This window comes from Roseibium aggregatum, assembly GCF_017309185.1.
Classification (GTDB): domain Bacteria; phylum Pseudomonadota; class Alphaproteobacteria; order Rhizobiales; family Stappiaceae; genus Roseibium; species Roseibium aggregatum_B.
Genome location: NZ_JAEKJZ010000001.1, coordinates 1,336,355 through 1,361,180, shown reverse-complemented (window position 1 = coordinate 1,361,180; position 24,826 = coordinate 1,336,355). Strand labels below are relative to the sequence as shown.

The 24,826-nt window shown below is 57.0% G+C and carries 22 protein-coding genes; 4 read left to right on the top strand and 18 right to left on the bottom strand.

From position 1 onward, the window contains the following. Window positions 1-508 precede the first annotated feature (508 nt). From JF539_RS05885 to rfbC, 5 genes are all read right to left on the bottom strand, one after another. A complete protein-coding gene (locus tag JF539_RS05885) occupies window positions 509-3,676 on the bottom strand; it encodes a LamG-like jellyroll fold domain-containing protein (protein ID WP_207139394.1) in 3,168 nt (1,055 codons plus the stop codon). Window positions 3,677-4,761: 1,085 nt separating this feature from the next. Continuing rightward, window positions 4,762-5,631: a glucose-1-phosphate thymidylyltransferase RfbA gene (gene rfbA / locus JF539_RS05880; RefSeq protein ID WP_207139393.1), complete on the bottom strand. Its 870-nt coding sequence runs from the start codon at window positions 5,629-5,631 to the stop codon at window positions 4,762-4,764. Further along, window positions 5,628-6,476, bottom strand: a complete 849-nt coding sequence (gene rfbD, locus JF539_RS05875) for a dTDP-4-dehydrorhamnose reductase (RefSeq protein ID WP_207139392.1) — start codon at window positions 6,474-6,476, stop codon at window positions 5,628-5,630. Before rfbD ends, rfbA begins: the two co-directional genes overlap by 4 nt. After that, a complete protein-coding gene (gene rfbB / locus JF539_RS05870; RefSeq protein WP_207139391.1) occupies window positions 6,473-7,528 on the bottom strand; it encodes a dTDP-glucose 4,6-dehydratase in 1,056 nt (351 codons plus the stop codon). Before rfbB ends, rfbD begins: the two co-directional genes overlap by 4 nt. Window positions 7,529-7,537: 9 nt before the next feature. Next, window positions 7,538-8,089: a dTDP-4-dehydrorhamnose 3,5-epimerase gene (gene rfbC, locus JF539_RS05865; protein WP_207139390.1), complete on the bottom strand. Its 552-nt coding sequence runs from the start codon at window positions 8,087-8,089 to the stop codon at window positions 7,538-7,540. 909 nt (window positions 8,090-8,998) lie between these two features. Here rfbC and JF539_RS05860 point away from each other — a divergent pair. Further along, window positions 8,999-9,673, top strand: coding sequence for a sugar transferase (locus JF539_RS05860; protein WP_207139389.1), 675 nt, complete (start codon window positions 8,999-9,001; stop codon window positions 9,671-9,673). A gap of 56 nt (window positions 9,674-9,729) precedes the next feature. Here JF539_RS05860 and JF539_RS05855 read toward each other — a convergent pair whose 3' ends face one another. Beyond that, window positions 9,730-9,918 carry a hypothetical protein gene (locus JF539_RS05855; RefSeq protein ID WP_207139388.1) on the bottom strand — a complete coding sequence of 63 codons (189 nt, stop codon included), beginning with the start codon at window positions 9,916-9,918 and terminating at the stop codon, window positions 9,730-9,732. A 372-nt stretch (window positions 9,919-10,290) separates the two neighbouring features. On the opposite strand from JF539_RS05855, the gene JF539_RS05850 reads away from it, so the two are divergent. Together JF539_RS05850 and JF539_RS05845 are read left to right on the top strand one after the other, a co-directional pair. After that, window positions 10,291-11,526, top strand: a complete 1,236-nt coding sequence (locus tag JF539_RS05850; protein WP_207139387.1) for a cytochrome P450 — start codon at window positions 10,291-10,293, stop codon at window positions 11,524-11,526. A 119-nt stretch (window positions 11,527-11,645) separates the two neighbouring features. Further along, window positions 11,646-12,944 (top strand): hypothetical protein, encoded by a 1,299-nt coding sequence (locus JF539_RS05845; RefSeq protein ID WP_207139386.1) that lies wholly within the window; start codon window positions 11,646-11,648, stop codon window positions 12,942-12,944. Between the two features lie 92 nt (window positions 12,945-13,036). Here JF539_RS05845 and JF539_RS05840 read toward each other — a convergent pair whose 3' ends face one another. From JF539_RS05840 to JF539_RS05815, 6 genes are all read right to left on the bottom strand, one after another. Further along, entirely contained in the window at window positions 13,037-13,648 is a 612-nt protein-coding gene (locus JF539_RS05840) for a MerR family transcriptional regulator (protein WP_207139385.1), read from the bottom strand. A 9-nt stretch (window positions 13,649-13,657) separates the two neighbouring features. Next, window positions 13,658-13,972, bottom strand: coding sequence for an integration host factor subunit alpha (locus JF539_RS05835; protein ID WP_207139384.1), 315 nt, complete (start codon window positions 13,970-13,972; stop codon window positions 13,658-13,660). Window positions 13,973-14,212: 240 nt separating this feature from the next. Then, entirely contained in the window at window positions 14,213-15,190 is a 978-nt protein-coding gene (locus tag JF539_RS05830) for a beta-ketoacyl-ACP synthase III (protein ID WP_207139383.1), read from the bottom strand. After that, window positions 15,187-16,251 carry a phosphate acyltransferase PlsX gene (gene plsX, locus JF539_RS05825; RefSeq protein WP_207139382.1) on the bottom strand — a complete coding sequence of 355 codons (1,065 nt, stop codon included), beginning with the start codon at window positions 16,249-16,251 and terminating at the stop codon, window positions 15,187-15,189. Before plsX ends, JF539_RS05830 begins: the two co-directional genes overlap by 4 nt. Before the next feature lie 214 nt (window positions 16,252-16,465). After that, window positions 16,466-17,038: a YceD family protein gene (locus tag JF539_RS05820; RefSeq protein ID WP_207139381.1), complete on the bottom strand. Its 573-nt coding sequence runs from the start codon at window positions 17,036-17,038 to the stop codon at window positions 16,466-16,468. 32 nt (window positions 17,039-17,070) lie between these two features. Continuing rightward, window positions 17,071-17,619 (bottom strand): ubiquinol-cytochrome C chaperone family protein, encoded by a 549-nt coding sequence (locus tag JF539_RS05815; RefSeq protein WP_207139380.1) that lies wholly within the window; start codon window positions 17,617-17,619, stop codon window positions 17,071-17,073. A 177-nt stretch (window positions 17,620-17,796) separates the two neighbouring features. On the opposite strand from JF539_RS05815, the gene JF539_RS05810 reads away from it, so the two are divergent. Continuing rightward, the gene (locus JF539_RS05810; RefSeq protein ID WP_207139379.1) at window positions 17,797-18,234 is read left to right on the top strand and encodes an outer membrane protein assembly factor BamE; all 438 of its coding nucleotides are present in this window, start codon (window positions 17,797-17,799) and stop codon (window positions 18,232-18,234) included. A 117-nt stretch (window positions 18,235-18,351) separates the two neighbouring features. Here JF539_RS05810 and JF539_RS05805 read toward each other — a convergent pair whose 3' ends face one another. The 6 genes from JF539_RS05805 to JF539_RS05780 all read right to left on the bottom strand — a co-directional run bounded on the left by JF539_RS05805 (window position 18,352) and on the right by JF539_RS05780 (window position 24,825). After that, a complete protein-coding gene (locus tag JF539_RS05805; RefSeq protein WP_207139378.1) occupies window positions 18,352-20,490 on the bottom strand; it encodes a sodium-translocating pyrophosphatase in 2,139 nt (712 codons plus the stop codon). A gap of 216 nt (window positions 20,491-20,706) precedes the next feature. After that, entirely contained in the window at window positions 20,707-21,927 is a 1,221-nt protein-coding gene (locus tag JF539_RS05800; RefSeq protein WP_207139377.1) for an MFS transporter, read from the bottom strand. Between the two features lie 153 nt (window positions 21,928-22,080). Continuing rightward, window positions 22,081-23,079, bottom strand: a complete 999-nt coding sequence (gene thiL, locus JF539_RS05795; protein ID WP_207139376.1) for a thiamine-phosphate kinase — start codon at window positions 23,077-23,079, stop codon at window positions 22,081-22,083. Between the two features lie 2 nt (window positions 23,080-23,081). Then, window positions 23,082-23,603, bottom strand: coding sequence for a transcription antitermination factor NusB (nusB, locus tag JF539_RS05790; protein WP_207139375.1), 522 nt, complete (start codon window positions 23,601-23,603; stop codon window positions 23,082-23,084). Window positions 23,604-23,608: 5 nt separating this feature from the next. Continuing rightward, entirely contained in the window at window positions 23,609-24,058 is a 450-nt protein-coding gene (ribH, locus tag JF539_RS05785; protein ID WP_207139374.1) for a 6,7-dimethyl-8-ribityllumazine synthase, read from the bottom strand. 155 nt (window positions 24,059-24,213) lie between these two features. Continuing rightward, window positions 24,214-24,825, bottom strand: coding sequence for a riboflavin synthase (locus JF539_RS05780; RefSeq protein ID WP_207139373.1), 612 nt, complete (start codon window positions 24,823-24,825; stop codon window positions 24,214-24,216). Window position 24,826 lies beyond the last annotated feature (1 nt).

Sequence of the window (24,826 nt, the reverse complement as noted above, 5' to 3'; positions counted from 1 at the left end):
TTCGTGATGAGATGAACGATTGAATTTGGTTAGAGCCTTTCACGGTTAGATTGAAGCATTCTGCCGGAGCAGATTTGGTTCAAGGCCAAGGGCTTTGACGAAGGCCGTGCTGGCTGCACGGTCGAGGCAAAGCCCGACGGCATTGGGCTAAATCGGCCCGGCCCTTCGGGTTCGCGTCCGGCGGCCGCCTGCTTTGTCGCGCCGCTTGCCCATAGCCCGCTATGGGCTTCACGTCCCTCCGCGCAGCTCGACTCGCCGGATGACAAACAGAATGCTTCAATCTAGCCGTGAAAGGCTCTAGTGGCGTGAACCGACGGCTCAGCCACAGCTCTACCTATCAGAAAGTCGCAGAGAGTTGATATCGACTTTGGTCGCCCCTGAAATGCAGTAAGCGCCCGTTGCCGGACGCTTACCTACTTTAATTACAGTCGCCGTCTTAAGATCGCTGGCGCATTTGCCCGTGCTCCGGGAGAAAATCTATCTTCCGGTGAACAAAGTCAAATGCGGATCAAAAGATACTCCCCTCATCTGAGATGTTGATATTCGTGTTTACCAGCAGCTCCAAGCCACTATTGCTGAAGTCGAATATATAATATTCGACACCGTCGACCTCCTGAATTCCTTCGTAAACACCATCTGCCGAGAAGGAAACCCAGTCTGCTGCGTCTCCATCAACGGTCAAGGTGTCGCTGGACGAAGACGTCAAAAGCCGATCCAGATTCACTTGTTGCGCCGTACTGTTTGTCAGATCGATGGCTTCGATTGATGTCACTTTCATACCAGCGAAATCGATCTCTGCGTCGACGTCCTGAACCGTCAAGGTATCGTAGCCGGATTCACCATCAATCAGCTTGTCTTCAGCGTCGAACACGAAGATATCGTTCCCTGCACCGCCATTCAGAACGTCGCGCCCAACTCCGCCATCCAAGTAATCGTCACCGTCTCCGCCTAGCAGACGGTCGATACCAGCGTCGCCAAAGAGTTTGTCATTGCCGCTCTCCCCGCGCAAATCGTCATTGCCAGCACCGCCATAGAGAGTGTCGTTGTCACCATGCCCGATCAACAGGTCATCACCTTCGCCACCGTCGAGAATATCGTTGCCGGCATGCCCGCGCAGATCGTCATTGCCTGCGCCGCCTTCAAGGAAATCGTTTCCGGAATGTCCGCCCAGACGGTCATTCCCATCGCCACCGTGAAGCGCATCGTTATCCCCGCCGCCGAGCAGTTCATCGTCGCCTTCGTCTCCGAAAAGTATATCGTCCCCATCTGCACCTTTCAGGAGGTCTTTGCCCTCTCCTCCAGACAGACTGTCGGATCCATTGTTTCCGTCGATCGTATCATCGCCGTCGCCCCCAAGAAACACGTCGTCATCCGCCCCACCTCGCAGGGTATCATTCCCACTACCCCCATCGACGGCACTGTTCGCTCCCGATCCGACGTACACATCGTCATCAGCAGTGAGAACTTGAACGTTTTCGTCGCTTCCATCGGTAGCTTCGTTGGGCTCCTCCGCTGCGTTAGATGATTGCTCTCCATCGGCATTGCTGTCCGAGGTAAGATCATCTTCAGGATCTGGCGTATTGATCGTCTTGAAGGTGCTCTTCTGGATAACAGAAGACAGCTGCTTGCTTTCACTTAGATCGCTGACCTGTTCAGCCGTCAATGCGTCGGTGAGAAAGTAGATGTCATCCAACGTACCTTCGAAATTTTCACCCCAAGGATTTCCAATAATGAAGCCTTGATTGCTTCCAACCTGAACCATGCCCTCCAAGCCGGACAATTCTCCGACCTGAACGCCATCCAGATACACCAGCAACTGGCCAGTTTCAGTATCGAATGTCATGGCGAATTTGTGGGTCTCGCCGGTATTAAGCAGGTTGCCTGGATCAATCGAGAGCTTGTAAGATTGGTCGTCAAAGTTCGCTGTGATCTGGATTTTGTCCGCGCCTACATAGACCACGAAGCTGCTAGAGAAATGAATGACGCGGTATAGGCCTTGTGCGTCAGGATCCATGGCGAAATCGAACAGCAGTGAGTAGCTGTCATTGTTGATCAGGTTTGCGCTGCTCTTGTACTGCAAGGACCCGTCGTTCAAACGTATAGCACTGTCGCCACCTTTGTCCGCGACTATATCGACGCCGGTTGGATCTAAGCTTAGTTCATTGGAGTAGGCCGAAGTGTCATCCAGACCATTGTCCGCGGAAACCGCGATCGCAATCGGCGATTCAACGGTGGCAACCTTGTCGATGCTCAGCGTTTCGCCGGAAGCAAGTGTTATTTTCGCCGTTACCGTGTAAGTTCCAGCATCCTCATAGGTATGCGAAACTTCAGTGCCTGTTCCTTGTGTTCCATCGCCAAAATCCCAGACGATCGTTGCACCGGTAAGATCAGCCTCTCCGGCGGTGTCGAATATTTGCGTGGCATCGAGACTTACTGTCTGTGATTCAAAGCCTTCGCCGTATGTCAGCGCAACATATCCGTCTATTCCAGAATCCGGCAAACCGAATTGCGACAAGGCGGCTCCATAGCCGTCCGCCAGGCTACCCGGAATAATTCTCAGGTCTTCAAGGCTTGCCGCTCCGTTGGCCAGAGCATTGACAAACAGGTTGTCATAATAGTTATCCAGGTCCGGGTTGGTTCTTTGTACATCCATGTTGTCAGACACGGCCCAATCATCAGAAATGATGGTGATCCCGTGCGAGATGTTGCCGGCGATCTGCACATTGGTTGCATCGGCGACAACCGTGATCCTCGGCTCCGCTCCGCCACCTGTTTCTCCCGTGTCGGTATTTTGCAGGATAGTGTTGTTGCTGATTACCAGACCATCCGTCTCACCAACACCGATGCCGTTGGTGTTGTAGATGACGTTGTTTTCGATCGTGACATTCTGGTAGTACATCTCCTGACCAGCAAGTCCCTTGTCGACCAGCTCATTCCGCATGAAGATGGACTGCGCGAACACGCCATTGCCGGAGTCAAACACGTTTCCAGTGATCTGGATATTTTCAGTAGCTTCAGTCGTATTCGACGTGAAGAACTGAATCATATCCTGGTGTTCATTGGCCCCGAGTGGATTGTATATCGGGTCATGATAATAGTTATTACTAATAACCACATCCTGAACCTGGCTAAATGACGAAAAGTCCTGTCGAATATTATAAATTTCGCACTCATTTTGAGTGTAATTATCGCTATTATTGACCGCAACACCTACGCGCCAATCATAAATCTCGTTGTTGTCGAGTGTAACGCCACTCGTGTTCCGGATCATCAGGGCGATGGCAGTGGGATTACCGTCCTGGGAGGAGTCCGGATTATCGATCAAGTCTCCTGAAATAACAGAATTCGAAATGGTAACATCTTTTGAATTAACAACAATGAAGCCCATATCTGCACGATACGAGTCATTCGGGTCAGATTGGTCCGGAATTTCATAGTCCAGATGAATATTGTCAAAAGTAACGTTTGACACACCATCCAACTTGATCTTGTCAAAAGTCGCCATGTTATCGGAATCAAGAGACTGTATCGTTACAGTTTCTTTTGAATCAAAATCTCTAAGGTTTAGGTAACCATAGTCGCCAGGAGCTAGAAAAATATTGGTCTCACCGCTCTGTATGGCAGAGCTTAATTCTTCGGCAGATTCAACAATGACACCATTTTCAACGTAGTTCATCTTTACGCTCCTAGCGAATTCTGTCTTTCCACTTTCTACAGCGGACGCATAAAGACTTTTTTCATTGCCGGGATTGAATTCGAATAAAGTTAGATGCAAATGACGGACAGTGTCGCGAACATAACTGTTGATATCCCGCAACAGGCGTCGCCCCATTTGCGGGAGCGAACTGCCGTCAGAGCCCTCACTCCTCAGTGAGCGCTCAATATTCGCACCTTTGATGAAGGAAATTTCTGATTTGATGGCTGGGTAGGCTAGCAAGCAAAAACATAAAAACGCTACGGAAAAGTATAATATTAATCTTCTCATCGCACGCCTTTCATCTATTACTTTTTCAAAGCAACAAATCTTTCACCTGCCTAATAATTCAAAACTTAATTTAAGCGATGATTTACACGTTTCACGTCACACAATCAGTATGGACTACATCGGTCGCGGGTGTTGTGGTGCTGCCCTTCACACCTAACCTTGACGCGATTTTTAGGCCTGCGCAACACTTATTGGTTGCCCTTGTTCCTCTAAGACACTCTTTCGTTTTCACACATTTTTTCGGGTCACGCTTGAAAATACGCCTCAAGAAGGATCCGCGTTGGCTTTCCCCAAAGCCGTCTTGATGTAGCCGCCATGCAGACGAGGTGGGTCTGTCGTTTGTTTTCCTGCCAATAAAACACTTAAGGCAGCTGTTTATTCGCCAGAGGCATCGCCTTTGGACGGATAAAATTCAAAAAATTTGACGTGCTCAAAAATTTGGCCGTCTTTCCGGCGGCTTAGAAAGACTTCTCAGAAAATGTGTTCTGAAATCAGATGCCATAAACGAGTTGAGGGCTCGGCTGACAGCCTTCTGCGAACGCCCTCGATCAAGGATAGTGTTTTCCGCGACCAGTTTCCCACGTGATAAGACACGCAAGCACCAACGTGCCGGATGTCTTCGACCCGTTGGCGACATTCCTATTGAAGCATGCGCGGCTGGGGCTGAGAGCTTCCGGGAGCCCTAGTGACGGGCGCCGGTTTCTACCCCATATATTGGAAATGAAGGGCAGCGGCTTGCACCGCCCCTCCCGGAACGTCACACCTGATACTGGTGACTACACCAGCCCCTCAAGATACTTCCCGTATTCCGTCTTACCGAAGACCTTCGCATGTTCCAGCAAACGCTCCCGGTCGATCCAGCCATTTATGTAGGCGATTTCTTCCGGGCAGCCGGACTGCATGCCCTGGCGGACTGAGAGGGTTCTGACAAAATTGCCCGCGTCGAGAAGCGACTGGTGCGTGCCGGTGTCAAGCCAGGCATAGCCGCGGCCCATACGTTCGACGCTGAGCGCTCCTTCCTTTAAGTACATTTCCAGAAGCGTGACGATTTCCAGCTCGCCTCGGGCCGACGGCTTGACCTTCCTGGCGCGGTCCGGAGCGTCGCCGTCCAGGAAATACAGTCCGGTTACCGCATAATTGGACGGAGGAACCTCGGGCTTTTCGATGATTTCCTGCGCAAGGCCAGCCTCATCGAACTTGACCACGCCATAGCGCTCCGGATCGGCAACGTGGTAGCCGAAGACCGTGCCGCCCTGGCTACGCTCGTCGGCTGCCTTCAGCACCTCCGGCAGGCCATGGCCGAAGAAGATGTTGTCGCCAAGCACCATTGTCGACGGCGCGCCGGCCAGGAAATCCTCCGCCAGGATATAGGCTTGGGCCAGACCGTCGGGCGAGGGTTGCACAATATACTCGAACTGCATGCCCCACTGGCTGCCGTCGCCCAGCAGGCGTTTGAACTGGGGCTGATCGTCCGGCGTGGTGATGATCGCGACTTCCCGGATCCCGGTCAGCATCAGGACCGACAGCGGATAATAGATCATCGGCTTGTCATAGATCGGCATAAGCTGTTTCGACACAGCCATTGTCAGCGGGTAAAGCCGGGTGCCGGAGCCACCGGCAAGGATTATTCCCTTGCGTTCTGTCATGAATTCACACCCAGTTCTTGCAACACATCCGCAACGCCTTTCCGCCAGTCCGGGCGCTCCAGGCCGAAGGCCCTGAGGGACCCGCAGTCCAGCCGCGAGTTGGCCGGCCTTGCTGCCGGGGTCGGATAGCCGGACGTCGGAATGTCCTCAACCAGCATGGTCCGCCGCGCCTGCCTGAAAATCTCCCGGGCGAACTCGGCCCAGCTCACATCTGGCGCACCGGAAAAATGATAGGTGCCGGAGAGATCGGGACGCGTCCGAAGGCTCTTTAAAATGGTCACGCACGCTTCGGCGATGGCGGCGGCCGGTGTCGGCCCTCCCACCTGATCGGCAACGACAGTGAGCCGGTCCCGTGTCTCCGAGAGGCGTAGCATTGTTTTCAGAAAATTCGCGCCATGGGCGGAAAACACCCAGCTCGTGCGCAGGATGGCATAATTTGCGCCGGATTTCTCGATCTCCGCCTCGCCTTTCAGCTTCGAACGCCCGTAGGCGCCGAGCGGGCCCGTCGGACTGTCGGGCGAAAAGGCAACGTCCCCTGCCCCATTGAATACGTAGTCGGTCGAGATATGGACAAAGGGCACATTCAGACGTGCGGCCGCTCTGGCCATTTCGCCCGGAGCGACTGCGTTGATCTTCTCCGCGAGCGGCTCTTCTTCCTCCGCCTTGTCGACGGCGGTGTAAGCCGCGGCGTTGATGATGCCGTCCGGACGCAGTTCCTCAATCACATCCCGCAAATCCGTGGGCTCAGCCAGATCGGCGCGCGCGCGTCCAAGAAACACAGCGTCCGGAAGAAGGGCCTTCAGTTCGCTTGCCACCTGCCCGGAGGAGCCGAAAACCAGGATCATTTTCCAGAACCCGCCTTGATGCCGAGCCTTTGGCCGACACCGCTTCGGTCCTGCAGGGCGCGCCACCACGGCTCGTTATCAAGATACCATTGAACCGTGCGCTCGAGACCCTCCTCGACACTGACGCTCGGCCGCCAGCCGAGCTCCTCGCGGATGCGCGTGGCGTCGATCGCGTAGCGCAGGTCGTGGCCCGGTCTGTCGGTCACGAATGAGATCAGCTCGGAATAAGCGCCTTCGGACCGGGGACGTTTCTGATCGAGAACTGCGCAGATCGTTCTCACCAGATCGATGTTCCTGCGCTCGTTGTCGCCGCCGATGTTGTAGCTGCGGCCGGTCTCGCCTTTTTGCAGCACCAAAAGCAGGGCTTCGGCATGATCTTCCACGTAAAGCCAATCGCGGATGTTTTCCCCCTTGCCATAGACCGGGATCGGCTTGCCGGCAAGCGCGTTCAGAATAACGACAGGGATGAGCTTTTCGGGAAAATGGTAAGGGCCGTAGTTGTTGGAGCAATTGGTCAGAACGACAGGCAATCCATAGGTTTCGTGCCAGGCCCGCACCAGATGATCGGACGCCGCCTTGGAAGCGGAATAGGGACTGCGCGGGTCGTAGGCCGTTTCCTCCGTGAACAACCCGGTTTCGCCCAGAGAACCGTATACCTCGTCGGTGGAAATGTGATGGAACCGGAAGCTGTCCGGGCGCCCGCTTTCCTCCCAATACGCGCGCGCGGCCTCCAGCATGTTGAAAGTACCGCCGATATTCGTGTCGATAAAATCCGAAGGACCGTCGATCGAGCGGTCGACATGGCTTTCGGCAGCAAGATGCATGACGGCATCCGGCTTGTGGGCCGCAAAGATTCTCTGCAAGCCGGCCCGGTCCCTTATGTCCGCCTTCTCGAAGGCGTAGTTCGGGTTGCCCGAGACATCGGCAACGTTTTCAAGGCACGCCGCGTAGGTCAGAGCATCGACATTGACAACGCTCAGACCACGGCCGATGGCCATCCTCACGACGGCCGAACCGATGAAGCCTGCGCCACCTGTCACCAGAATTTTCATGGAAATCCCTCAGATTACAAAAGGTGTTTCAAAATCCGCGAAAACCTGCGCGGCTGCATCCTTTTCAGAAAGAATCGGGTCTGGCGAGGACAGGGGCCAATCGATCCCGCAACTGTCCCAGCGGACCGCTCCGTCACACTCAGGCGCATAGAAATCCGAGCACTTGTAGATAATTTCGCTGTTGTCTTCGAGCGTTTGAAATCCGTGAAGGAATCCCGCGGGCACGAAAAGCTGTTTGCCGTTGTCGAAGCTGAGTTCCGCGCCGGTCCATTTGCCATAGGTCGGAGACCCCCGGCGAACATCCACGGCGACATCGAAAATCCGGCCCCTGCCGCATCTGACAAGCTTCGCCTGTTCATGGGGGGGCGACTGGAAATGCAAGCCGCGCACCGTGCCCTTCTGCGCACTTAAGGAATGATTGTCCTGCACAAATTCCACATCAATGCCGAAGCTGGCATAGGTACGTTTGCTCCAGCACTCCGAAAAGAAACCCCTTTCGTCTCCGAACCGCTTCGGCGTAACCAAAAGACATCCAGGCAAACCGGTTTCTTCGACAATCATATTCACCCCAAAATCAAAAACTCGAAATCGGGAGCATCAACAAGGCTCCCCCAATCAAATGAGACGCTCTGTCCTTATCGGGAACACCTACTCTGGCCCGGGTTTCCAGACCAAAGCCGCCGGATACCGGGTCGACGGCGTATAGAAAAACTAATCTCGCCTTCCTTTCAACGCCATGCCTTCGCGCCACTTTGGCGTTGATACAGCTTCACCGGTCGGTTTGCAATTTTAATATTTCTCGTCAATTCTCAGATCATTTCTGAGTATTGTCTCCACCCCATATTTTCTCGACGATTAACTAAACTTATTGATTTCTGTTTACCAAACACGTCAATTGAACATCTCCGCCGAATGACGTTCCGTTTCCCAGTAAGGTTTACTCCATCCGGGGAGCATTACTCTCAAAATCTGAACACATCGCTACCAACCGTTCGCAGGCGATCCACGTCCCCGCGCATGTCATTTTTCAAAAATCGCATGACCGTATTAACTTCATGAACATGACACCAAGATCAGGTAAAATTAAGCGGCTCTGACTAATTGGACAAATTTAGCGCCAATTTATATCGACTGATATCGATGCACAGGGATCCGTAATTCCTGCAGCACCTCGCGCCAAAATTACCAAACCACAGAATAGACACCCCCGAAAAATAAATTTTACTTTGCTCTTTCAATTATTAAACTTAAACAAATTACTTATTTCATGATTTTTCTCTACGTCAGACAATAAGCTCGCGAATGTCAGTACGCATGCTGAACAATTTTTAAGTTGCAATACGCCTTGGAATGACTTAACGTTCTATTAACCTATTTTCGAGCGTTGGCTCTCATCCAGCGCTTTACCTCTGCTCTCAGTTTTTGGGAGAATTCTTGCTTATTAACAGTATTTAACAATCGGGTTCAAATATGACGGATGATACGTTTCCGATTGAGGCCAATGCAACAAATCAAACTGTAAATTACGGAAAGAATTTCAAAAAATCCAAGATTCTGAAACGCGGTTTTGACATGATTGGCGCGAGCGCTGGCCTCGTATTGCTTGCTCCACTCCTGTTTGGCCTGGCGATTTTAATCAAACTCACCAGCAAAGGACCGGTACTGTTCCGACAGGAGCGCCACGGTCTCAACGGTGAAGTCTTTGTCGCCTACAAGTTTCGTTCCATGTACGTGGATCAGTGCGACCATTCGGGTGTCCGGCAAACGGTCAGGGACGACCCTCGGATCACGCCGATCGGCCGGTTTCTACGCCGCAGCAATTTCGACGAACTGCCGCAGTTGCTCAACGTTCTGACCGGTCACATGTCTCTTGTCGGCCCACGTCCGCATGTGCCAGGGATGCTTGCAAATGGCGTTCCCTACGAGACATTCGATTCCCGTTACCATTCCCGCCACCGCGTGAAGCCGGGCATTACCGGCCTGGCTCAGGTCAACGGGTTCCGCGGCGAGACGCGGGATGCTCATGCCGCGCGGATGAGGCTTCACCTGGATCTTGAGTACATCGAAACGCATTCCGTACTCCTTGATGCCAAGATCATCGCCAAAACCGTGGTGATCGAGTTTTTTCAGGGCAAAGGATACTGACAAGCGTGCAATGAAGGCACGCCCTTGGTGTGCAGGCGGTAAGGCAGGATTTTCTCCTAAGCCGCCTGTTCACCTGCCCGCTCGATCCTGCCGATAAAATCTGAAAGCCAGGAAATTTCCTTCAGATAGACCTCCATGCTGAAGGAGGCGAGATCCATGAGCAGGGCCTGCGGGTCCTGACTGTCATGACCGCTTTCGCGCAAAAAAGTCTCGTATTCCTCTCTGAGAGCTTTTGGAACCTGCATTCCCACCCCATCCTCGATTGGTCCGCCATCTCCTCGCCCCGGCCGCAGCCATGCGTTTAGAAATTGTTAAGGATTGGATCGGCCGCGGAACATCGTCAATTCTGCCCTTTCCTCGCTATCCCCAAGGTCATTCAACTCAATCCTTCAAATCCAGGAAACCCGCGGAAAACGGCGATGGCCTCAAAATTCAGCTCTTGCACTTGGCCTATTCGTTCAAATCAGGTTTTATCGGAACTGCTTTTCGCGTTCTGAAATCGGTGATTTCAATGCAAAAAGCGATACAAGACATTCCCGGTTAACGCGACACGCTCCAGGTTCCCGACCCTGCAGGAACTTCGGGGGTGCGTGTCGAATGCGGCAGCAAGAGCCTTCATGAGCCCCTCCCCGGACCTTCGCTTTCAGCCTTTGTCGGAAGCATTCGCAAGAGATCCCTATCCTTTCTACGCGTCACTGCGTGAAAGGGATGGGCTGACCTATTTTCCGGATTTCGACATCTGGCTGGCATCGCGGTTTGACGATGTCTCGGAGATCGTCATGCACGGGCGAATGGTCCGCTCAATGGAACATATCGCGACCCGTGAAGAAATCGCGGCGCAAAAGCGGGCCGGCAATTGGCATGACATGCCCCATCATTCCCGATTCGTTCAGTTTTCCCTGCTCGACAGCGACGGTGAGGTTCACGACAGGCTGCGCAGACAGGTCTTCAAGCTTTTCACGCCGGTGATGGTCAACAGTTTACGCGCATCGATCCAAACCTTCGTCGACGGCCTTGTCGACAGCCTTGCGGACCGCGAAGAGATCGAGTTTATCGAGGACCTTGCCGCGCAGATACCCGGCCATGTTATCGGACAGGTTCTTGGCGTCCCCGCCAGGGATTGCGCACAACTCCGCATCTGGTCTGAGAACATTGTCCAGTTCTTCGATATCGACCGTTCGGACGACCGCAAAGACCTTGCCGAACGCAATACCACGGAATTCTATCGGTACCTGCTTGACCTCAAGGCCGAACGGGAGAAGCAACCCAGGGACGATCTGCTGTCTCTCATGGTCGATGCGGAACGCCAGGGCCACATGACTCATGACGAACTCATCTCCACCGCCATGCTGATTCTGATGGCCGGACACGGATCCACAATCGATGTTCTCGGCAGCGGCCTGCATGCGCTCTTGAAATTTCCGCTTGAAATGAAACGGCTGCGCGACACCCCGGACCTGATGAAAACGGCTGTCCAGGAAATGTTCCGCTACGAATCGCCTTTGCCTTTCTTTCACCGCTATTGCACCGAGGAGGTGGAAATCTGCGGCCGCCGGTTTCCTCGGGGAACGAAATTCGGCGTCCTTTACGGCGCTGCCAACCGGGATCCGAAACAGTTTCCAGAGCCGGACCGGTTCGACGTCGGACGGACACCCAATCGGCACATCGCTTTCGGTCGTGGTGCTCATTTCTGTCTCGGCAACCATCTCGCCCGGCTCGAAATGGATATCGTTTTCTCCACGCTCCTGAAGCGTTTCGGCACCATAGACCTTGCCGAAGACAAACCCGTTTACAAACGCGGACTGTCCGTCAGAGGTCCACAAAGCCTGAAGATTAGCTGGAAAGCGGCTTAACTAAGGCCCGCCTCCCGAAACCCGGCAACGCCACGGAAAACGCCCTTTTGTGAGTGGACGATAATCTCTTCTTCACCCGAACGAGTTAGCTTGAATGTGAACAAGACCGGGGCTCATCGTTGAAGACGCATCCACTCCCATCCGTAGACAGCCAGATTCTCTTTCGCTCCTATCAGCCTTTGAACAGCGAAAGACTGTTTGCTCTTGTCGTCGAGGCGGCCGCCTCTCTGGGCATTCCCGTGGATGACTGCAAACTCTTGAAGACCTCGACGGAGCTGGATCTCCGTGTGCTGTGCCGAAACTTTCATGTGCTTGTAACCCAGACCGTGCCTTTCGAACGCAGCGGGCATCTCGGCGTTGCGCTCGACACCTACACGGTCAAAAGCACCTTCCCGGAAGCCCGGGATACCGTCGAATCCACAACCGCGTTCACCCAGGTTTCGGTTCAAAAAGGCGTGCTGCCGCACGAAGCGATACCACCGGAGATGCTTCGGCTCATCGGGTCTGAAATGACGGCGTTTTGCTCTTCTGAAGAAACCGCCGCGGCCATGGCCATCGTCCGAAAGCTCACCGCTTCGATTGTCGAGATTTCAAACCCGGATGCGGTCTTCTGGGGCCCGAGCGTGTTTTTTCTGAAGCCGCAAACATTCCTGGATCTTGCGGGCGCGACCAATTCGAATGTCCTTTATCTGCATCCCCTTCCCTTCGGCGAAACCGATCCCGCGACCGGAAATCAGATGATTGGTCTCACCGGCATCGGGGCTCCCTGGCTGATCGGCTGCAATCTGGAAATCAAACCGTGTTCTCTGCCAATGAATTATCTGGTTGAGACCATGTACGCGTTCGTCAACTTCACCGTTAAAAGCGGGGCACTCATCGCTGACGGCGATGTTTTCGGCCGGGACGAAAACGAAAAGATACAGATGCTGATCCATCCGGTCGAAGGAAAGGCTCCCGATACGATCGAGCTCAAGGTGGTTCATAAGCCGGAGTTCGGCATCGTGCGTGAAGCGGTTCCCGCGATACAGAGGCGCTATGACGACGACTGCAAGCTGGAGAGCGAGCGCATTTCGGATGTCGACCAGGACGAACTCGATCCAAACGACCCGGTCGATGCTGCGATTCTAGAGCAGTTGGCGGCACAGCGACAAGGCAGCGAACCACAGTTCCTCCCGGACGAAATCAGGAAAACGGTGGCCGCGACTCCCGCCGAAGACGGGCGGCAGGCTGAAGTTGCCGAACCTCAGCGGGACGTCCGGAAGGAAGAGGAAATATCCGGAACTTCTCACCAGCGCCTTTCGATGGCGGAACTCAGGTCCTTTGCCCGGCAGGCCCAGGTCTCGACCGGCACGGATGCGGGCAAGTCCGCGAAAACAGCCGGTTTGTTCGGAAGGTTGTTCGGCAAGAAGCCACACTGACCTTGTGGTCGAGATGTCCGGCCGTCAGAGAACGAGCCGATCTTCAATCCTGTTTTTGGAAGATCGGCCGAGTTCGAAAACGATCCCCTGCCTTAACGTGCCTGGTCCAGAGTGCGTTTGCATTCGAGAAGTTCGAACAAGGTTGCCTGAAGCCGACGGATATCTTCCTTGGAGACCGAGGCCTGCGGTGAAGAACTGTTCGCAGCCGGTTTGTCGCCCCTCAGCCTGCCCAGGATATTCAGCCCGCCAGTGTGACCCTGGGCCACCGGTTCCGCCTGGTTTTCCGCCAGGACACCGTTTGGAAGCGGGTCGCTTGTGACGCTTTGAACGTCATCCGCAACCGAAGCACCTGCCCCGTTTCCCCTGACCGACACCTGAGCGTCCGCTTCTGCCGCGTTTCCGGACATCTGCAAGGGGCTGGCGTCCTCGCGCCAGATCTGCATGACAAACCGGCCGCCCTGCTCTTTCAGAATGCGCTGAACGCCTTTGATGGTGTAGCCTTCACCGTAGAGCAGATGCCGTATACCCTTTAGGAGTTCGACGTCGTCCGGCCTGTAATACCTCCGGCCTCCGCCACGCTTCAGGGGTTTGATCTGGGAAAACCGTGTTTCCCAAAACCGCAATACATGCTGAGGCAAGTCCAGGTCTTCAGCGACTTCGCTGATGGTTCGAAAGGCGTCCGGGCTTTTTTCCTGCGAGCTCATCCGGTCTTGTTATTTGCTGGCCTGTCCCGTAAGCGCATCGTTGATGCGCTGTTTCAATACGTTGGACGGCTTGAATACCATCACTCGGCGCGGTGAAATCGGTACTTCCTCGCCAGTTTTCGGATTGCGCCCGATCCGCTCCCCTTTGGAGCGCACCACAAACGACCCGAAACTCGACAATTTTACCGATTCTCCCGTCACAAGACAGTCAGAAATTTCAGAAAGAACACGTTCGACCAATTCGGACGATTCCGTCCTCGAGAGACCGACCTTTTGATAAACGGCTTCACACAGATCCGCTCGGGTGATAGTCCGACTGCCCATGACCCCTCCACAGCACCGCCAGTGATCTGGCTGATTTTGCACAAGAACTCCAATGCAAGGAGTCACGGTACGGCCTCGCGACGGGCCGGTCAACCGGAACTCCGCATCTTGTTTCGTTTTGTTTCCTGACCGGCAGGCGGCATCTTCAGACGCAGGTTCCGCGATTTTCCGGGAGCGGCTCATCCCCATAGGGTTCGACCGTTCCCGAATCGCAACACCAAGGCGGGCCGGAACCTTTTCCTACCAGCGCAGAAGGACCGATCCCCAGGTGAAGCCACCGCCCATGGCTTCAAGCATCAACAAGTCGTTCCGCCTGACACGGCCGTCCCGCACCGCGGCGTCCAGGGCCAGCGGAATAGAGGCGGCCGAGGTGTTGCCGTGCCACTGAACGGTGGTCACGACCTTTTCCGGCGGGATGTTCAGTTTTCTGGCACTTGCATCGATGATGCGCTTGTTGGCCTGATGGGGAATGAACCAGTCGAGGTCGTCCGAAGTCAGCCCGGTCGCTTCGTAGGCGTCCTCGATGACATCGGTGATCATGCCCACCGCATGCTTGAAGACCTCACGGCCTTCCATGCGCAAATGTCCGACCGTCTGTGTTGCCGACGGGCCGCCATCGACGAAAAGCTTGTCCTTGTGGCGGCCGTCGGACCTGAGGTGCGAGGTCAGGATTCCACGGTCGTCATTGCTCCCCCGGCCTTCGGCCGCTTCCACGACGACAGCCCCCGCCCCGTCGCCGAAGAGGACACAGGTCGTCCTGTCCTGCCAATCCAGAATTCTGGAAAAGGTCTCCGCGCCGATGACAAGGCAGCGTTTGGACATCCCGGAGCGGATGTAGGCGTCGGCGGTCGTCAGGGCGAAAACGAAGCCGGAGCAGACAGCCTGCATGTCGAAGGCCGCGCCATGTGTAATGCCAAGCCCTGCCTGGACGGTTACGGCCGTTGCCGGAAACGTATGGTCCGGCGTCGCCGTCGCAAGGATGATCGTATCGATGTCGCTTGCGTCCCGTCCTGCATGCTCAAGAGCCCTCCTGGCCGCCGCCAGCGCCAGATCCGACGTGACTTCGCCTTCAGCGGCGATATGTCTTTGCTCGATGCCGGTCCGCTGAACGATCCACTCGTCGGAGGTGTCGACAGTCTTCGCAAGTTCGTTGTTGGTCAGGATTTTTTCCGGCAGATAGCTTCCGCAGCCGGCCACGGTCGAACGGATCACGCTCACAAATCACCTTCCGATGTCGGCGCGGCTTCCGCGAAACGGCCGCGATGATAATGCACAAGATCCTGGGCGATCTTGTCAGTCAGTTCGTTCTTGACCATGTCGTAGGCCAGATCGATGGCAGAAGCATAACCTTCCGCGTCCGTGCCGCCATGGCTCTTGATGACGATGCCGTTCAAGCCCAGGAACACGCCGCCATTGACCTTGCGCGGGTCCATTTTCTCGCGCAACAGGTCGAACGCGCCCTTGGCAAAAAGATAGCCGATCTTCGACATGAAGGTGCGCGTCATGGCCGAACGCAGGTAGCTGCCAATCTGCTTGGCCGTGCCTTCGGCCGTCTTCAGGGCGATGTTGCCGGCAAAGCCTTCGGTGACCACGACGTCGACCGTGCCCTTGCCCAGATCGTCGCCTTCGACAAATCCGGCATATTCCAGCGACCTCAGAGGCGTTTCCCTCAGAAGGCGTCCGGCGGTCCGGACTTCCTCGAGGCCCTTGACCTCCTCGACACCGATGTTGAGCAGACCGACGGTTGGCCGCTGCACACCGAAGAGCGCCCTAGCCATGGCGCCGCCCAGAATGGCGAAATCGATCAATTGCTGCGCATCGGCCCCGATCGTCGCGCCCACGTCAAGCACGACGGATTCACCGCGCATCGTCGGCCAGATGGCGGCGATCGCCGGGCGCTCGATATTCGCCATGGTGCGAAGACAGAATTTGGACATCGCCATCAGCGCGCCGGTGTTGCCGGCGGAGACGGCCACGGAGGCCTCCCCGGTCTTCACCGCCTCGATCGAGCGCCACATGCTGGACCGCCAGCGGCCCTGACGCAGGGCCTGGCTAGGCTTGGTGTCCATGGCAATGGAAACATCGCAATGATGCAGGGTCGAGGCGTCGCGCACGCGCGGGTATTCTTCCAGAAGCGGACCGAGAACGTTTTCGTTGCCGTAAAGAATGAAATGGATGTCGGGATGGCGGACGAGCGCGATCTCGGCTCCGGGAATAACAACGTCTGCCCCGTGGTCGCCGCCCATGGCATCCAATGAAATCGGAATCGTTTTCGCCATCTAGAAGATCTTTTGACGTCTCGTTACCAGGTCCGGCACCTGCCGGTGCGCCTGAAAATGTCCCTCCGGTCCGTGAGGTGCACAGACCGGGCGCGAACATAACGGTTTTGACCTGAGTGACAACCGTTTTCCTGACGGACGCCTGAACTCCCGTTGAAAAACGGCAGGAAAGGCAGAATCGTTTCGTTCGCTTGGGGTTCGGATAGTGAAAATTTCAGTTGTCCCGCTGTTCCTTCAGTGCTTTCAGGGCCGCAAATGGAGAAGGTTTCTTGTCTTCCTCAATGTCCGGCTCCGGATCGTCCACGTCCCCGCCGGCGAACTCGGAGCCCGGTTTGCGCGGAAACGGATCGAGCGCCAGCACCAGTTCCTCGCAGATGACGGCTCCGAGATCCAATACGCCGTCCTCGATCACATCCGGCGGGTCAAGCGTTTCCAGATCGATCTCGATCTCGCCATCGTCGTTCAGATCCCGGATTTTGCGCGGTCGGCTTGAATAAGGCTCAAACGTGCGGTCCACATCAAGCGTCACGAGGCTTTCGAACGGTTCGAGAGACACGACGCATGTCTGATCCACCGTGGCTTCGATGGTTCCCACGACACGCAAGCCCGCCTTGCGATACGGCTTCAGGGTGAGATCGGCTTTCAGGGCACGGACCCCGTTCAGGTCATAGGCCTTCGCAATCGCCTTCAGCCCCGCCGCGTCGGGCTCAATGACAACCTTCTGATCCTTGTCGACCACCTTGCCGGCGTTGACTGTGTAGGAATAGGGGAAGTCTCTTGTTGCCATTGTTCTTCTTTCTTGTGACCTCGGCTACGGTCTCACACCGCAAGGCTCTTGAACGCCTCCGGATCCGGCCATTCGATCGATCCCTTCATGAGGATTTCCGCCGGTTGTTCGCTCAACAGACGCGCTGCCTCGATCATGTAGAGGGCTAGCCGTCCCTGAGCGACCGGTTCCGGGTTATCCGGATATATATTCCGCCCGAGCGCCTTCGCAAGCTCGGCGGCATCGCCACTGTCGATTGCCGGTATATAAACATCGGCCCGGCCATAGAAAGCCTCGCCCATCACCTTGACCTTCTTCGGCACCCGGGTATCGCTCACACCCATTTCCCGAAGCGATGCATCCATGTCGAGAAAGAACAGGTCGAAGACGGTCTGCGCGAACCTTGCAACGTCCTTGCCCTCGCTGCGCATGCGCCTGAAATAGAGCACGGCATGAGCGACGATAAGATCGAACCGGCCGTCTATCGTATCGGGCACAAGAAAATCGGTGTAAAAGACCGGCTGCCGCGCTTGAGCCACGATTTGGCAATAAACGCTATGCTCAGCGTTATTAGACCGGCGGCGGAACAGGCCGAACAGCATAACCGTCTCCTTCGAACCGGAGCTTCCTCAAGCAGATGCTCCAAGAGTAACAGATCGATCAACGCACGGGCATCCGTTGATCTAGAGGTTGCCTTGTGCCCTATCCCACGATAGGGATTTTGCCAAGCAACGAAACTTGATAATGGCCAGTCGATCTGGCGAGACGGGACCTGTTAAATGAACTTCAAGGCCAGTGCCCTGATTCTTCCGCTTCTGACCACCCTGCCGCTCGGCGGCTGTTTCACCACAACCTACACCCATGGTCATGTCATCACCGGTGACATGCTTACCCAGGTCCAGGTCGGGTCCAGCCGGGAGCAGGTCGAACTGGTGCTGGGCTCTCCCTCGACGACGTCCAGCCTGAGCGGCGACGCCTATTATTACATCTCGCAAAAAACGGCGACCACGGCGTTTCTGCAGCCGGACATTGTCGAACAACGTGTCGTCGCCGTCTATTTCGATGACGACGGCTTCGTCAAGGACATCGGCAACTACACGCTCGAGGACGGCAAGATCGTCGACATCGTCACCCGCAAGACCCGCACGGGCGGCGCCGATTACGGCTTCCTGACCCAGATCCTGCGCGGGGCCCAGAACCCCGGTCTTGGCCTATAGGGTAACGGGCCCGCAGAGCACCGGGCGACAAGCTTGCGCCGTGCTCTGACCGCAATCCCAATATCGAAAAGCCCCGGAGCGCTCCGGGGCTTTTCCTTTTGGACACCTGTCCAGGTGTCAGTGCGCCATGATCGCCAGCAGCAGCAGTGCCACGATGTTGGTGATCTTGATCATCGGGTTCACGGCGGGTCCCGCGGTGTCCTTGTAAGGATCGCCGACCGTGTCGCCGGTCACCGACGCTTTGTGAGCGTCCCCGCCCTTCTGGTGGGTCACCCCGTCCTTGTCGGTAAAGCCGTCCTCGAACGACTTCTTGGCGTTGTCCCAGGCACCACCGCCGGCGGTCATGGAGATCGCCACAAAGAGGCCGGTCACGATCACCCCGAGAAGCATCGCCCCGAGCGCCGCGAACGCATCCGCCGGCGTCGCGACCGCGCGAACCACGAAGAAGACGACGATCGGCGACAGAACCGGCAGAAGCGAGGGAATGACCATCTCCTTGATCGCGGCCTTGGTCAGCATGTCCACGGCCCGGCCGTAGTCCGGTTTTTCCATGCCTTCCATGATGCCCGGCTTTTCCTTGAACTGGCGGCGGACTTCTTCGACGACCGACCCGGCCGCGCGGCCGACAGCCGTCATGGAGATGCCGCCGAAGAGATAAGGCAGCAACCCGCCGAACAGGAGACCGGCGACGACATAAGGGTTGGACAGCGAGAACAGCGTGCCGACATCGATCCCGTGGAAGATCGACCCTTCCTCGGCCGTGCTGGAGAAATATTTCAAATCCTCCGTGTAGGCAGCGAAGAGCACCAGGGCCCCGAGGCCCGCCGATCCGATGGCATAGCCCTTGGTCACGGCCTTGGTGGTGTTTCCGACAGCGTCGAGGGCGTCCGTGGTGGTGCGCACTTCAGCCGGCAGGTCCGCCATTTCCGCGATGCCGCCGGCGTTGTCGGTGACCGGCCCGAAGGCGTCCAGCGCCACCACCATTCCGGCGAGCGCCAGCATGGTGGTCACCGCGATCGCGATACCGAAGAGCCCCGCGAAACTGTAGGTGACCAGGATACCGGCGATGATGATGATCGCCGGCAGGGCCGTTGCCTCCAGCGACACGGCCAGCCCCTGGATCACGTTGGTCCCGTGCCCGGTGACCGACGCCTGGGCAATCGAGCGGACCGGCCGGTAGTCGGTGCCGGTATAATACTCGGTGACCCAGATGATCAGACCGGTCACGACCAGCCCCACAAGACCGCACACAAACAGGTCAAAGCCGTTGAAGGTCACCCCGCCCGAGGTGGTGTATTCCGTCGATCCTCCAATCCAGAGAAATATGATGATGCCAAGCGCGACGGCAGACAGCACCGCGGTCGCGATGAAGCCCTTGTAAAGCGCTCCCATGATCGAATTGCTTTCGCCGAGCTTGACGAAAAAGGTCCCGATGATGGAGGTCACGACACAGCTCGCGCCGATCAGAAGCGGCAACACCATCAGCTCGACCGCCTGAGCTCCGGTGAAGAAGATCGAGGCCAGAACCATTGTTGCGACCACGGTCACGGCGTAGGTCTCGAACAGGTCGGCGGCCATGCCCGCACAGTCGCCGACATTGTCGCCGACGTTATCGGCAATCGTTGCCGGGTTGCGCGGATCGTCTTCCGGGATACCGGCCTCAACCTTGCCGACAAGGTCGCCGCCGACATCCGCCCCCTTGGTGAAGATCCCGCCACCGAGACGGGCAAAGATCGAGATCAGCGACGCGCCGAAGCCGAGAGCGACCAGCGCGTCGATCACGGTCCGGTCGGTCGAGCCGTAGCCCATGGCGCCGGTCAGGATGGCGTAATAGACGGCAACGCCGAGAAGCGCCAGTCCGGCAACCAGAAGACCGGTGACGGCACCGGACTTGAACGCGATCTCCAATCCGGCTCCAAGGCTCTGACTGGCCGCCTGAGCGGTGCGCACATTCGCACGCACCGATACCATCATGCCGATATAGCCGGCGGTTCCGGAGAGCACCGCACCGATCGCGAAGCCGATCGCGGCGGTCCCGGAGAGTAAAATCCATGCGAGAACGAAAACGACGGCTCCAACCACCGCAATGGTCGTGTACTGCCGGTTGAGATAGGCGCTTGCCCCTTCCTGAATTGCCCCGGCGATTTCCTGCATCCTGGCGTTGCCCGCATCCGCCGCCATGACGGACTGGATTGCCCAGGCGCCGTAAGCGATGGACAAAAGGCCACAAACGATGATGACGACTAACTCGATCATGCTACCTCCCAAAACTACGGCGGCTTGATTTTGTTGTACTTTTGCCACCGGCTACGGCCTGAACAGGACCCGCAGCGTGAAAACGTGCTCACGATAGCAGCAAAGGCGCGCGCCTCGTCAAGCTCTCACATTGTTTAATTCGAAGTTTCCGCTACGTTATTTTTTGGTGCGGTGCGGTATATTTGCTGCGCCTACGAAATAAATATCCTGCCGCTTTTAAACGGTTGTAACTGCTTTTCTTTCCGCCAGCACAAGCCAGCCGATCAGAGCGAGGCACAAGACCACGAACGGGAACACCAGCATATTCACGGTATCCCACCCGAAAAAGTTGAGAAGCGCACCGGAAGAGAACGAGGCTGCCGCCACGAACCCGAACACGAGAAAATCGTTGACCGCCTGGACCAGGTTGCGCTCTTCGGGCCGGTAGGTGTCGGTCAGCATCGCCGTGGCACCGATGAAGCCGAAATTCCAGCCGAGGCCGAGCAGAACCAGAGCCGTCCAGAAGTGGGTCAGCTCCACGCCCATCAGAGCAACGACCGAACAGGCGGCCAGGAGCGCCAACCCGACCGAGACAATCCGTTCCTTGCCGAAACGCCCGATCAGGTTTCCCGTAAAGAAGCTTGGACCGAACATGGCCAGGACGTGCCACTGAATACCGAGCGCGGCATCGGTTTCCGACAACCCGCAGGCAATCATGGCGAGCGGCGTCGCGGTCATGACGAGGCTCATCAAGGCGTAGGAACAGATGCCGCAGGCAACCGCCACGAGAAAGCGGGGCTGGGACATGATCTGGCCAAGCGGCCGCCCGCCGGCCTGGGCATGGCTGATCCGGGGCGGCCTCGGGATCCTTATGAAGGCGACGAGAACGAACGCGATCAGTGCCAGTCCGGCCTGTGCCAGATAGGTTCCGGCAAAAAGGATCGGGTCGAAGAGATCCTTCGTCAGAATCACGGCCTGCGGACCGACGACCCCCGCCAGAACACCGCCCGCGAGGACCCATGAGATCGCCTTGGACTTGAAGGCGTTGCTTGCCGTGTCGGCGGCGGCGAACCGGTACTGCTGAACAAAGGCGCCCGCCAGACCGCTGAGGCAGCATGCCAGTGCAAACAAATAGAACTGATCCTGGAAAACGGAAAACGACGCCAGAAGGCCGGCGAACACCGCCACGAGCGCGGCCCCCATGAACCCCACTCTCCGTCCGAAACGGCGCATGATCATGCCGGCGGGAATCGTCCCGAAGGCCGTGCCCAGAACCATGGTCGAGACCGGCAAGGTCGCGAGAGACTTGTCCGCTTCCAGCATCATGTACCCAACCAGCGGTCCGGTCGCGATGACGATGGAGGCCGAAGCGCCTCCGAGGGCCTGGGCCAGAGCCAGCAACACCGCATTGCGCTTGGCAAGACGGTCGTCGACGAATGATTGAACGTTTTCAGTCATGGGACATTTCTCTAGGGGTTCGGACGAGCGGGTTCGTCCGCAGGAAGAGGCCCTGGGGCAGTGACTTGAAGCCTGCTTCAACTGCTATCATGCTGGACAGGCGTGACAAAGGGGCGAGACGCCACACCGTTTGAGGCCGGACTTCAAGGGCGTTCAAAAATGCCGGAAGCCGCTCCTGACCGCAAGGCTCACAGGCTGCCCGTTATCATGTATCCGGATTTCGCCGCCACCGGCCTCGACCATGCCTATCCGCGTAACCGGACAATCGCGGGAAGAGGCTTTCGCGGAAAAGGTCTCCGCGTCCGTCTCCGGAACGCAGGCCAGGATCTCGAAATCGTCGCCGCCGTTCACACAGTCGATAAACTCATCGGGCGTTCGGGCCCTGATCCGCTTCAAGGCGGACGACAAGGGTATTCGCGACAGGTCGATCCGCAAATCGACACCGGACGCTCCGGCCAGATGAGCGCCATCGGCGACCAGCCCGTCCGATATGTCCATCGCGGCGGATGCAAACTCGGGCAGGAGCGCCGCCAGGCCGGTTCGCGGACGCGGCAGAAGGTAACGGTTGAGAATATGCGCTTCCTCCTGTCGAGTGAGACCGTGCTCACCACAAAAGGCGGGAGCGAGACGCGCCTTCAGTCCGGCGGCGGCATCCCCGATCGTTCCGGAGACGAAGATCGCGTCACCGGGTCTTGCTCCGGCGCGCCGAACCGCCCGCCCTGCCGGAACCTCTCCAATCGCGGTAATCGATACCTGCAGGCCATTGGCGGATCTTATCGTATCGCCGCCCAGGAGCTGCACATCATAGGCGGCCTGGTCGGCGGACAAGCCGTTGGAAAACCGCTGCAGCCATTTCGCCGTCCAGTCTTTCGGAAGCGCCAGTCCCATAAGATAACCAAGCGGCCGGGCTCCTTTCGCGGCGAGATCCGACAGGTTCACCCTGAGTGCCTTGGCGGCAATCGCTTCCGGGGCGTCGTCGGCGAAAAAATGAACGTCCGCGGCAAGCATGTCCTTTGTCAGGACAAGATCGCAGCCGGTGGACGGTTTCAGGACCGCGGCGTCGTCGGCCAGCCCCAGGCTTCCGGGATCGTTCGCCAGAGGCGCGAAATAACGCTTGATGAGTTCAAATTCGCCCGGCCGGTCCCCGTCCATGATCAGGAGGCGCCGTCCGCCTTCTTGGCGTCGAGTTCCGCGTCGCGCAATTCATGAGCCAGACGATCGAGAACACCGTTGACAAGCCCCGGTTCGTCATCCTCGAAAAAGGCCTTGGCGACATCGATATACTCGGAGATGATCACCTTGGGCGGCACGTCCTTGCGGCGCAGGAGTTCAAAAGAGCCCGACCTCAAAATCGCGCGCAACAGACTGTCGATACGCTTCAGCGGCCAGTCTTCCGTCAAGGCCGTATGAATAAACGGGTCCAGGAACTTCTGGTCCTCGACCACGCCGGCGACGATCTGCTTGAACCATTGTTCATCGGCATCCCGGTACTGGGCGCCGTCGATCTCCTTGCCGAGGCGGAAGGCGGTGAATTCGCTGATGACGCTGGCAAGCGGAGCGCCACCCACGTCCATCTGATAAAGGGCCTGCACAGCGGCGAGACGGGCCACGCCGCGCTTGTTCGCAGGACGCACAGTTTTTGCAGCCGGTTTTTCCGGGTCGGCCTTTCCGGTCATTTTTCTTATACTCCGAGGCGTTCACGCAGGGCGATCATGTCGAGGGCCGCCTGGGCCGCCGCTCCACCCTTGTCTTTTTCGTCCACCTTCGCGCGGGCCCATGCCTGGTCGCTGTTTTCAACCGTCAGGATACCATTTCCGACGGCGAGATCCGCATCGACGATCAGATCCATGATAACCCGGTTGGACTCGTTGGCCACCGTGTCGTAGTGGGACGTCTCACCGCGGATCACGGTTCCAAGCAGCACGAAGCCGTCATAAAGAACACCCTCGTTTTCCATGGCGGTCAATGCCATTGACAATGCGGCCGGTATTTCAAGGACGCCCGGTACGGCAATCCGGTCGTAGGTCGCACCGGCCTTTTCAAGAGCCCCGATCGCGCCCTCGGCCAGCGCATCCGCCAAATCCTGGTAGAATCGGGCCTCGATGATCAGAAGTCTGGGTGCAGCGCTCATGAGTCATTCCATCCTTGATAAGGCCGCGACAGGAACCATGTCTGCCCCGGTTTGTCCAGTCTCATTCGGGCGGACCGTCACGACCCGATCGGTAAATTGGCTTCCGGATAGTCACGATCCGGGACAGCAGCTCTTTTTGAGAGGTCGTGCGTCCCCTACCCGGTCTTGGAGAATTCCGCAAGCCGCGCGGCGTAGCGGGCCATCATGTCCACTTCCAGGTTGATCCTGTCGCCCTCCCGGCGCTCCGACCATGTGGTCACCTCGAGCGTATGCGGGATCAAGAACACCGAAAACAGGCAACCGTCCACTTCGTTGACCGTCAGGGATGTGCCGTCGAGCGCGGCAGAGCCTTTTTTAGCGATGAACGGAGCGAATTCCTCCGGAGCCTCGAACTGAAAGTAGACGCTGTCGGGATGATCTTCCCGTTTAACCACTGTTGCGACACCGTCGACATGTCCAAGCACCAGGTGTCCGCCCAGTTCCGCCCCCATGGTGAGCGAACGCTCCAGGTTGAGCTTCTGGGCAACCTTCCAGGCGGACACCGTCGTCAGCGCAAGTGTCTCGGCGGCCGACTCCACTTCAAACCAGTTGCCGTTGGAGCTGTTGGCCTTCGCGGTGACCGTGTGACAAACCCCCGCGCACGCAATCGACGCGCCGATGTCGAAGGTGTCCGTATCATAGGCCGTGCGGATGCGCGTCCTTCTACCCGCCGGAATATCTTCGATCGAGAGGATTTCGCCAAGGTCGGTCACAATACCGGTAAACATG

Bases quoted from the DNA above. Each gene is read 5' to 3' on its own strand.
- JF539_RS05855 (WP_207139388.1), bottom strand. From the start codon at position 9,918: ATGCAGGTTCCAAAAGCTCTCAGAGAGGAATACGAGACTTTTTTGCGC.
- JF539_RS05885 (WP_207139394.1), bottom strand. From the start codon at position 3,676: ATGAACTACGTTGAAAATGGTGTCATTGTTGAATCTGCCGAAGAATTA.
- JF539_RS05805 (WP_207139378.1), bottom strand. From the start codon at position 20,490: ATGATCGAGTTAGTCGTCATCATCGTTTGTGGCCTTTTGTCCATCGCT.
- JF539_RS05850 (WP_207139387.1), top strand. From the start codon at position 10,291: ATGAGCCCCTCCCCGGACCTTCGCTTTCAGCCTTTGTCGGAAGCATTC.
- nusB (WP_207139375.1), bottom strand. From the start codon at position 23,603: ATGACCGGAAAGGCCGACCCGGAAAAACCGGCTGCAAAAACTGTGCGT.
- JF539_RS05780 (WP_207139373.1), bottom strand. From the start codon at position 24,825: ATGTTTACCGGTATTGTGACCGACCTTGGCGAAATCCTCTCGATCGAA.
- rfbA (WP_207139393.1), bottom strand. From the start codon at position 5,631: ATGACAGAACGCAAGGGAATAATCCTTGCCGGTGGCTCCGGCACCCGG.
- JF539_RS05840 (WP_207139385.1), bottom strand. From the start codon at position 13,648: ATGAGCTCGCAGGAAAAAAGCCCGGACGCCTTTCGAACCATCAGCGAA.
- rfbB (WP_207139391.1), bottom strand. From the start codon at position 7,528: ATGAAAATTCTGGTGACAGGTGGCGCAGGCTTCATCGGTTCGGCCGTC.
- thiL (WP_207139376.1), bottom strand. From the start codon at position 23,079: ATGGACGGGGACCGGCCGGGCGAATTTGAACTCATCAAGCGTTATTTC.
- plsX (WP_207139382.1), bottom strand. From the start codon at position 16,251: ATGGCGAAAACGATTCCGATTTCATTGGATGCCATGGGCGGCGACCAC.
- JF539_RS05815 (WP_207139380.1), bottom strand. From the start codon at position 17,619: ATGCTGTTCGGCCTGTTCCGCCGCCGGTCTAATAACGCTGAGCATAGC.
- rfbD (WP_207139392.1), bottom strand. From the start codon at position 6,476: ATGATCCTGGTTTTCGGCTCCTCCGGGCAGGTGGCAAGCGAACTGAAG.
- JF539_RS05800 (WP_207139377.1), bottom strand. From the start codon at position 21,927: ATGACTGAAAACGTTCAATCATTCGTCGACGACCGTCTTGCCAAGCGC.
- JF539_RS05860 (WP_207139389.1), top strand. From the start codon at position 8,999: ATGACGGATGATACGTTTCCGATTGAGGCCAATGCAACAAATCAAACT.
- JF539_RS05810 (WP_207139379.1), top strand. From the start codon at position 17,797: ATGAACTTCAAGGCCAGTGCCCTGATTCTTCCGCTTCTGACCACCCTG.
- JF539_RS05835 (WP_207139384.1), bottom strand. From the start codon at position 13,972: ATGGGCAGTCGGACTATCACCCGAGCGGATCTGTGTGAAGCCGTTTAT.
- rfbC (WP_207139390.1), bottom strand. From the start codon at position 8,089: ATGATTGTCGAAGAAACCGGTTTGCCTGGATGTCTTTTGGTTACGCCG.
- ribH (WP_207139374.1), bottom strand. From the start codon at position 24,058: ATGAGCGCTGCACCCAGACTTCTGATCATCGAGGCCCGATTCTACCAG.
- JF539_RS05820 (WP_207139381.1), bottom strand. From the start codon at position 17,038: ATGGCAACAAGAGACTTCCCCTATTCCTACACAGTCAACGCCGGCAAG.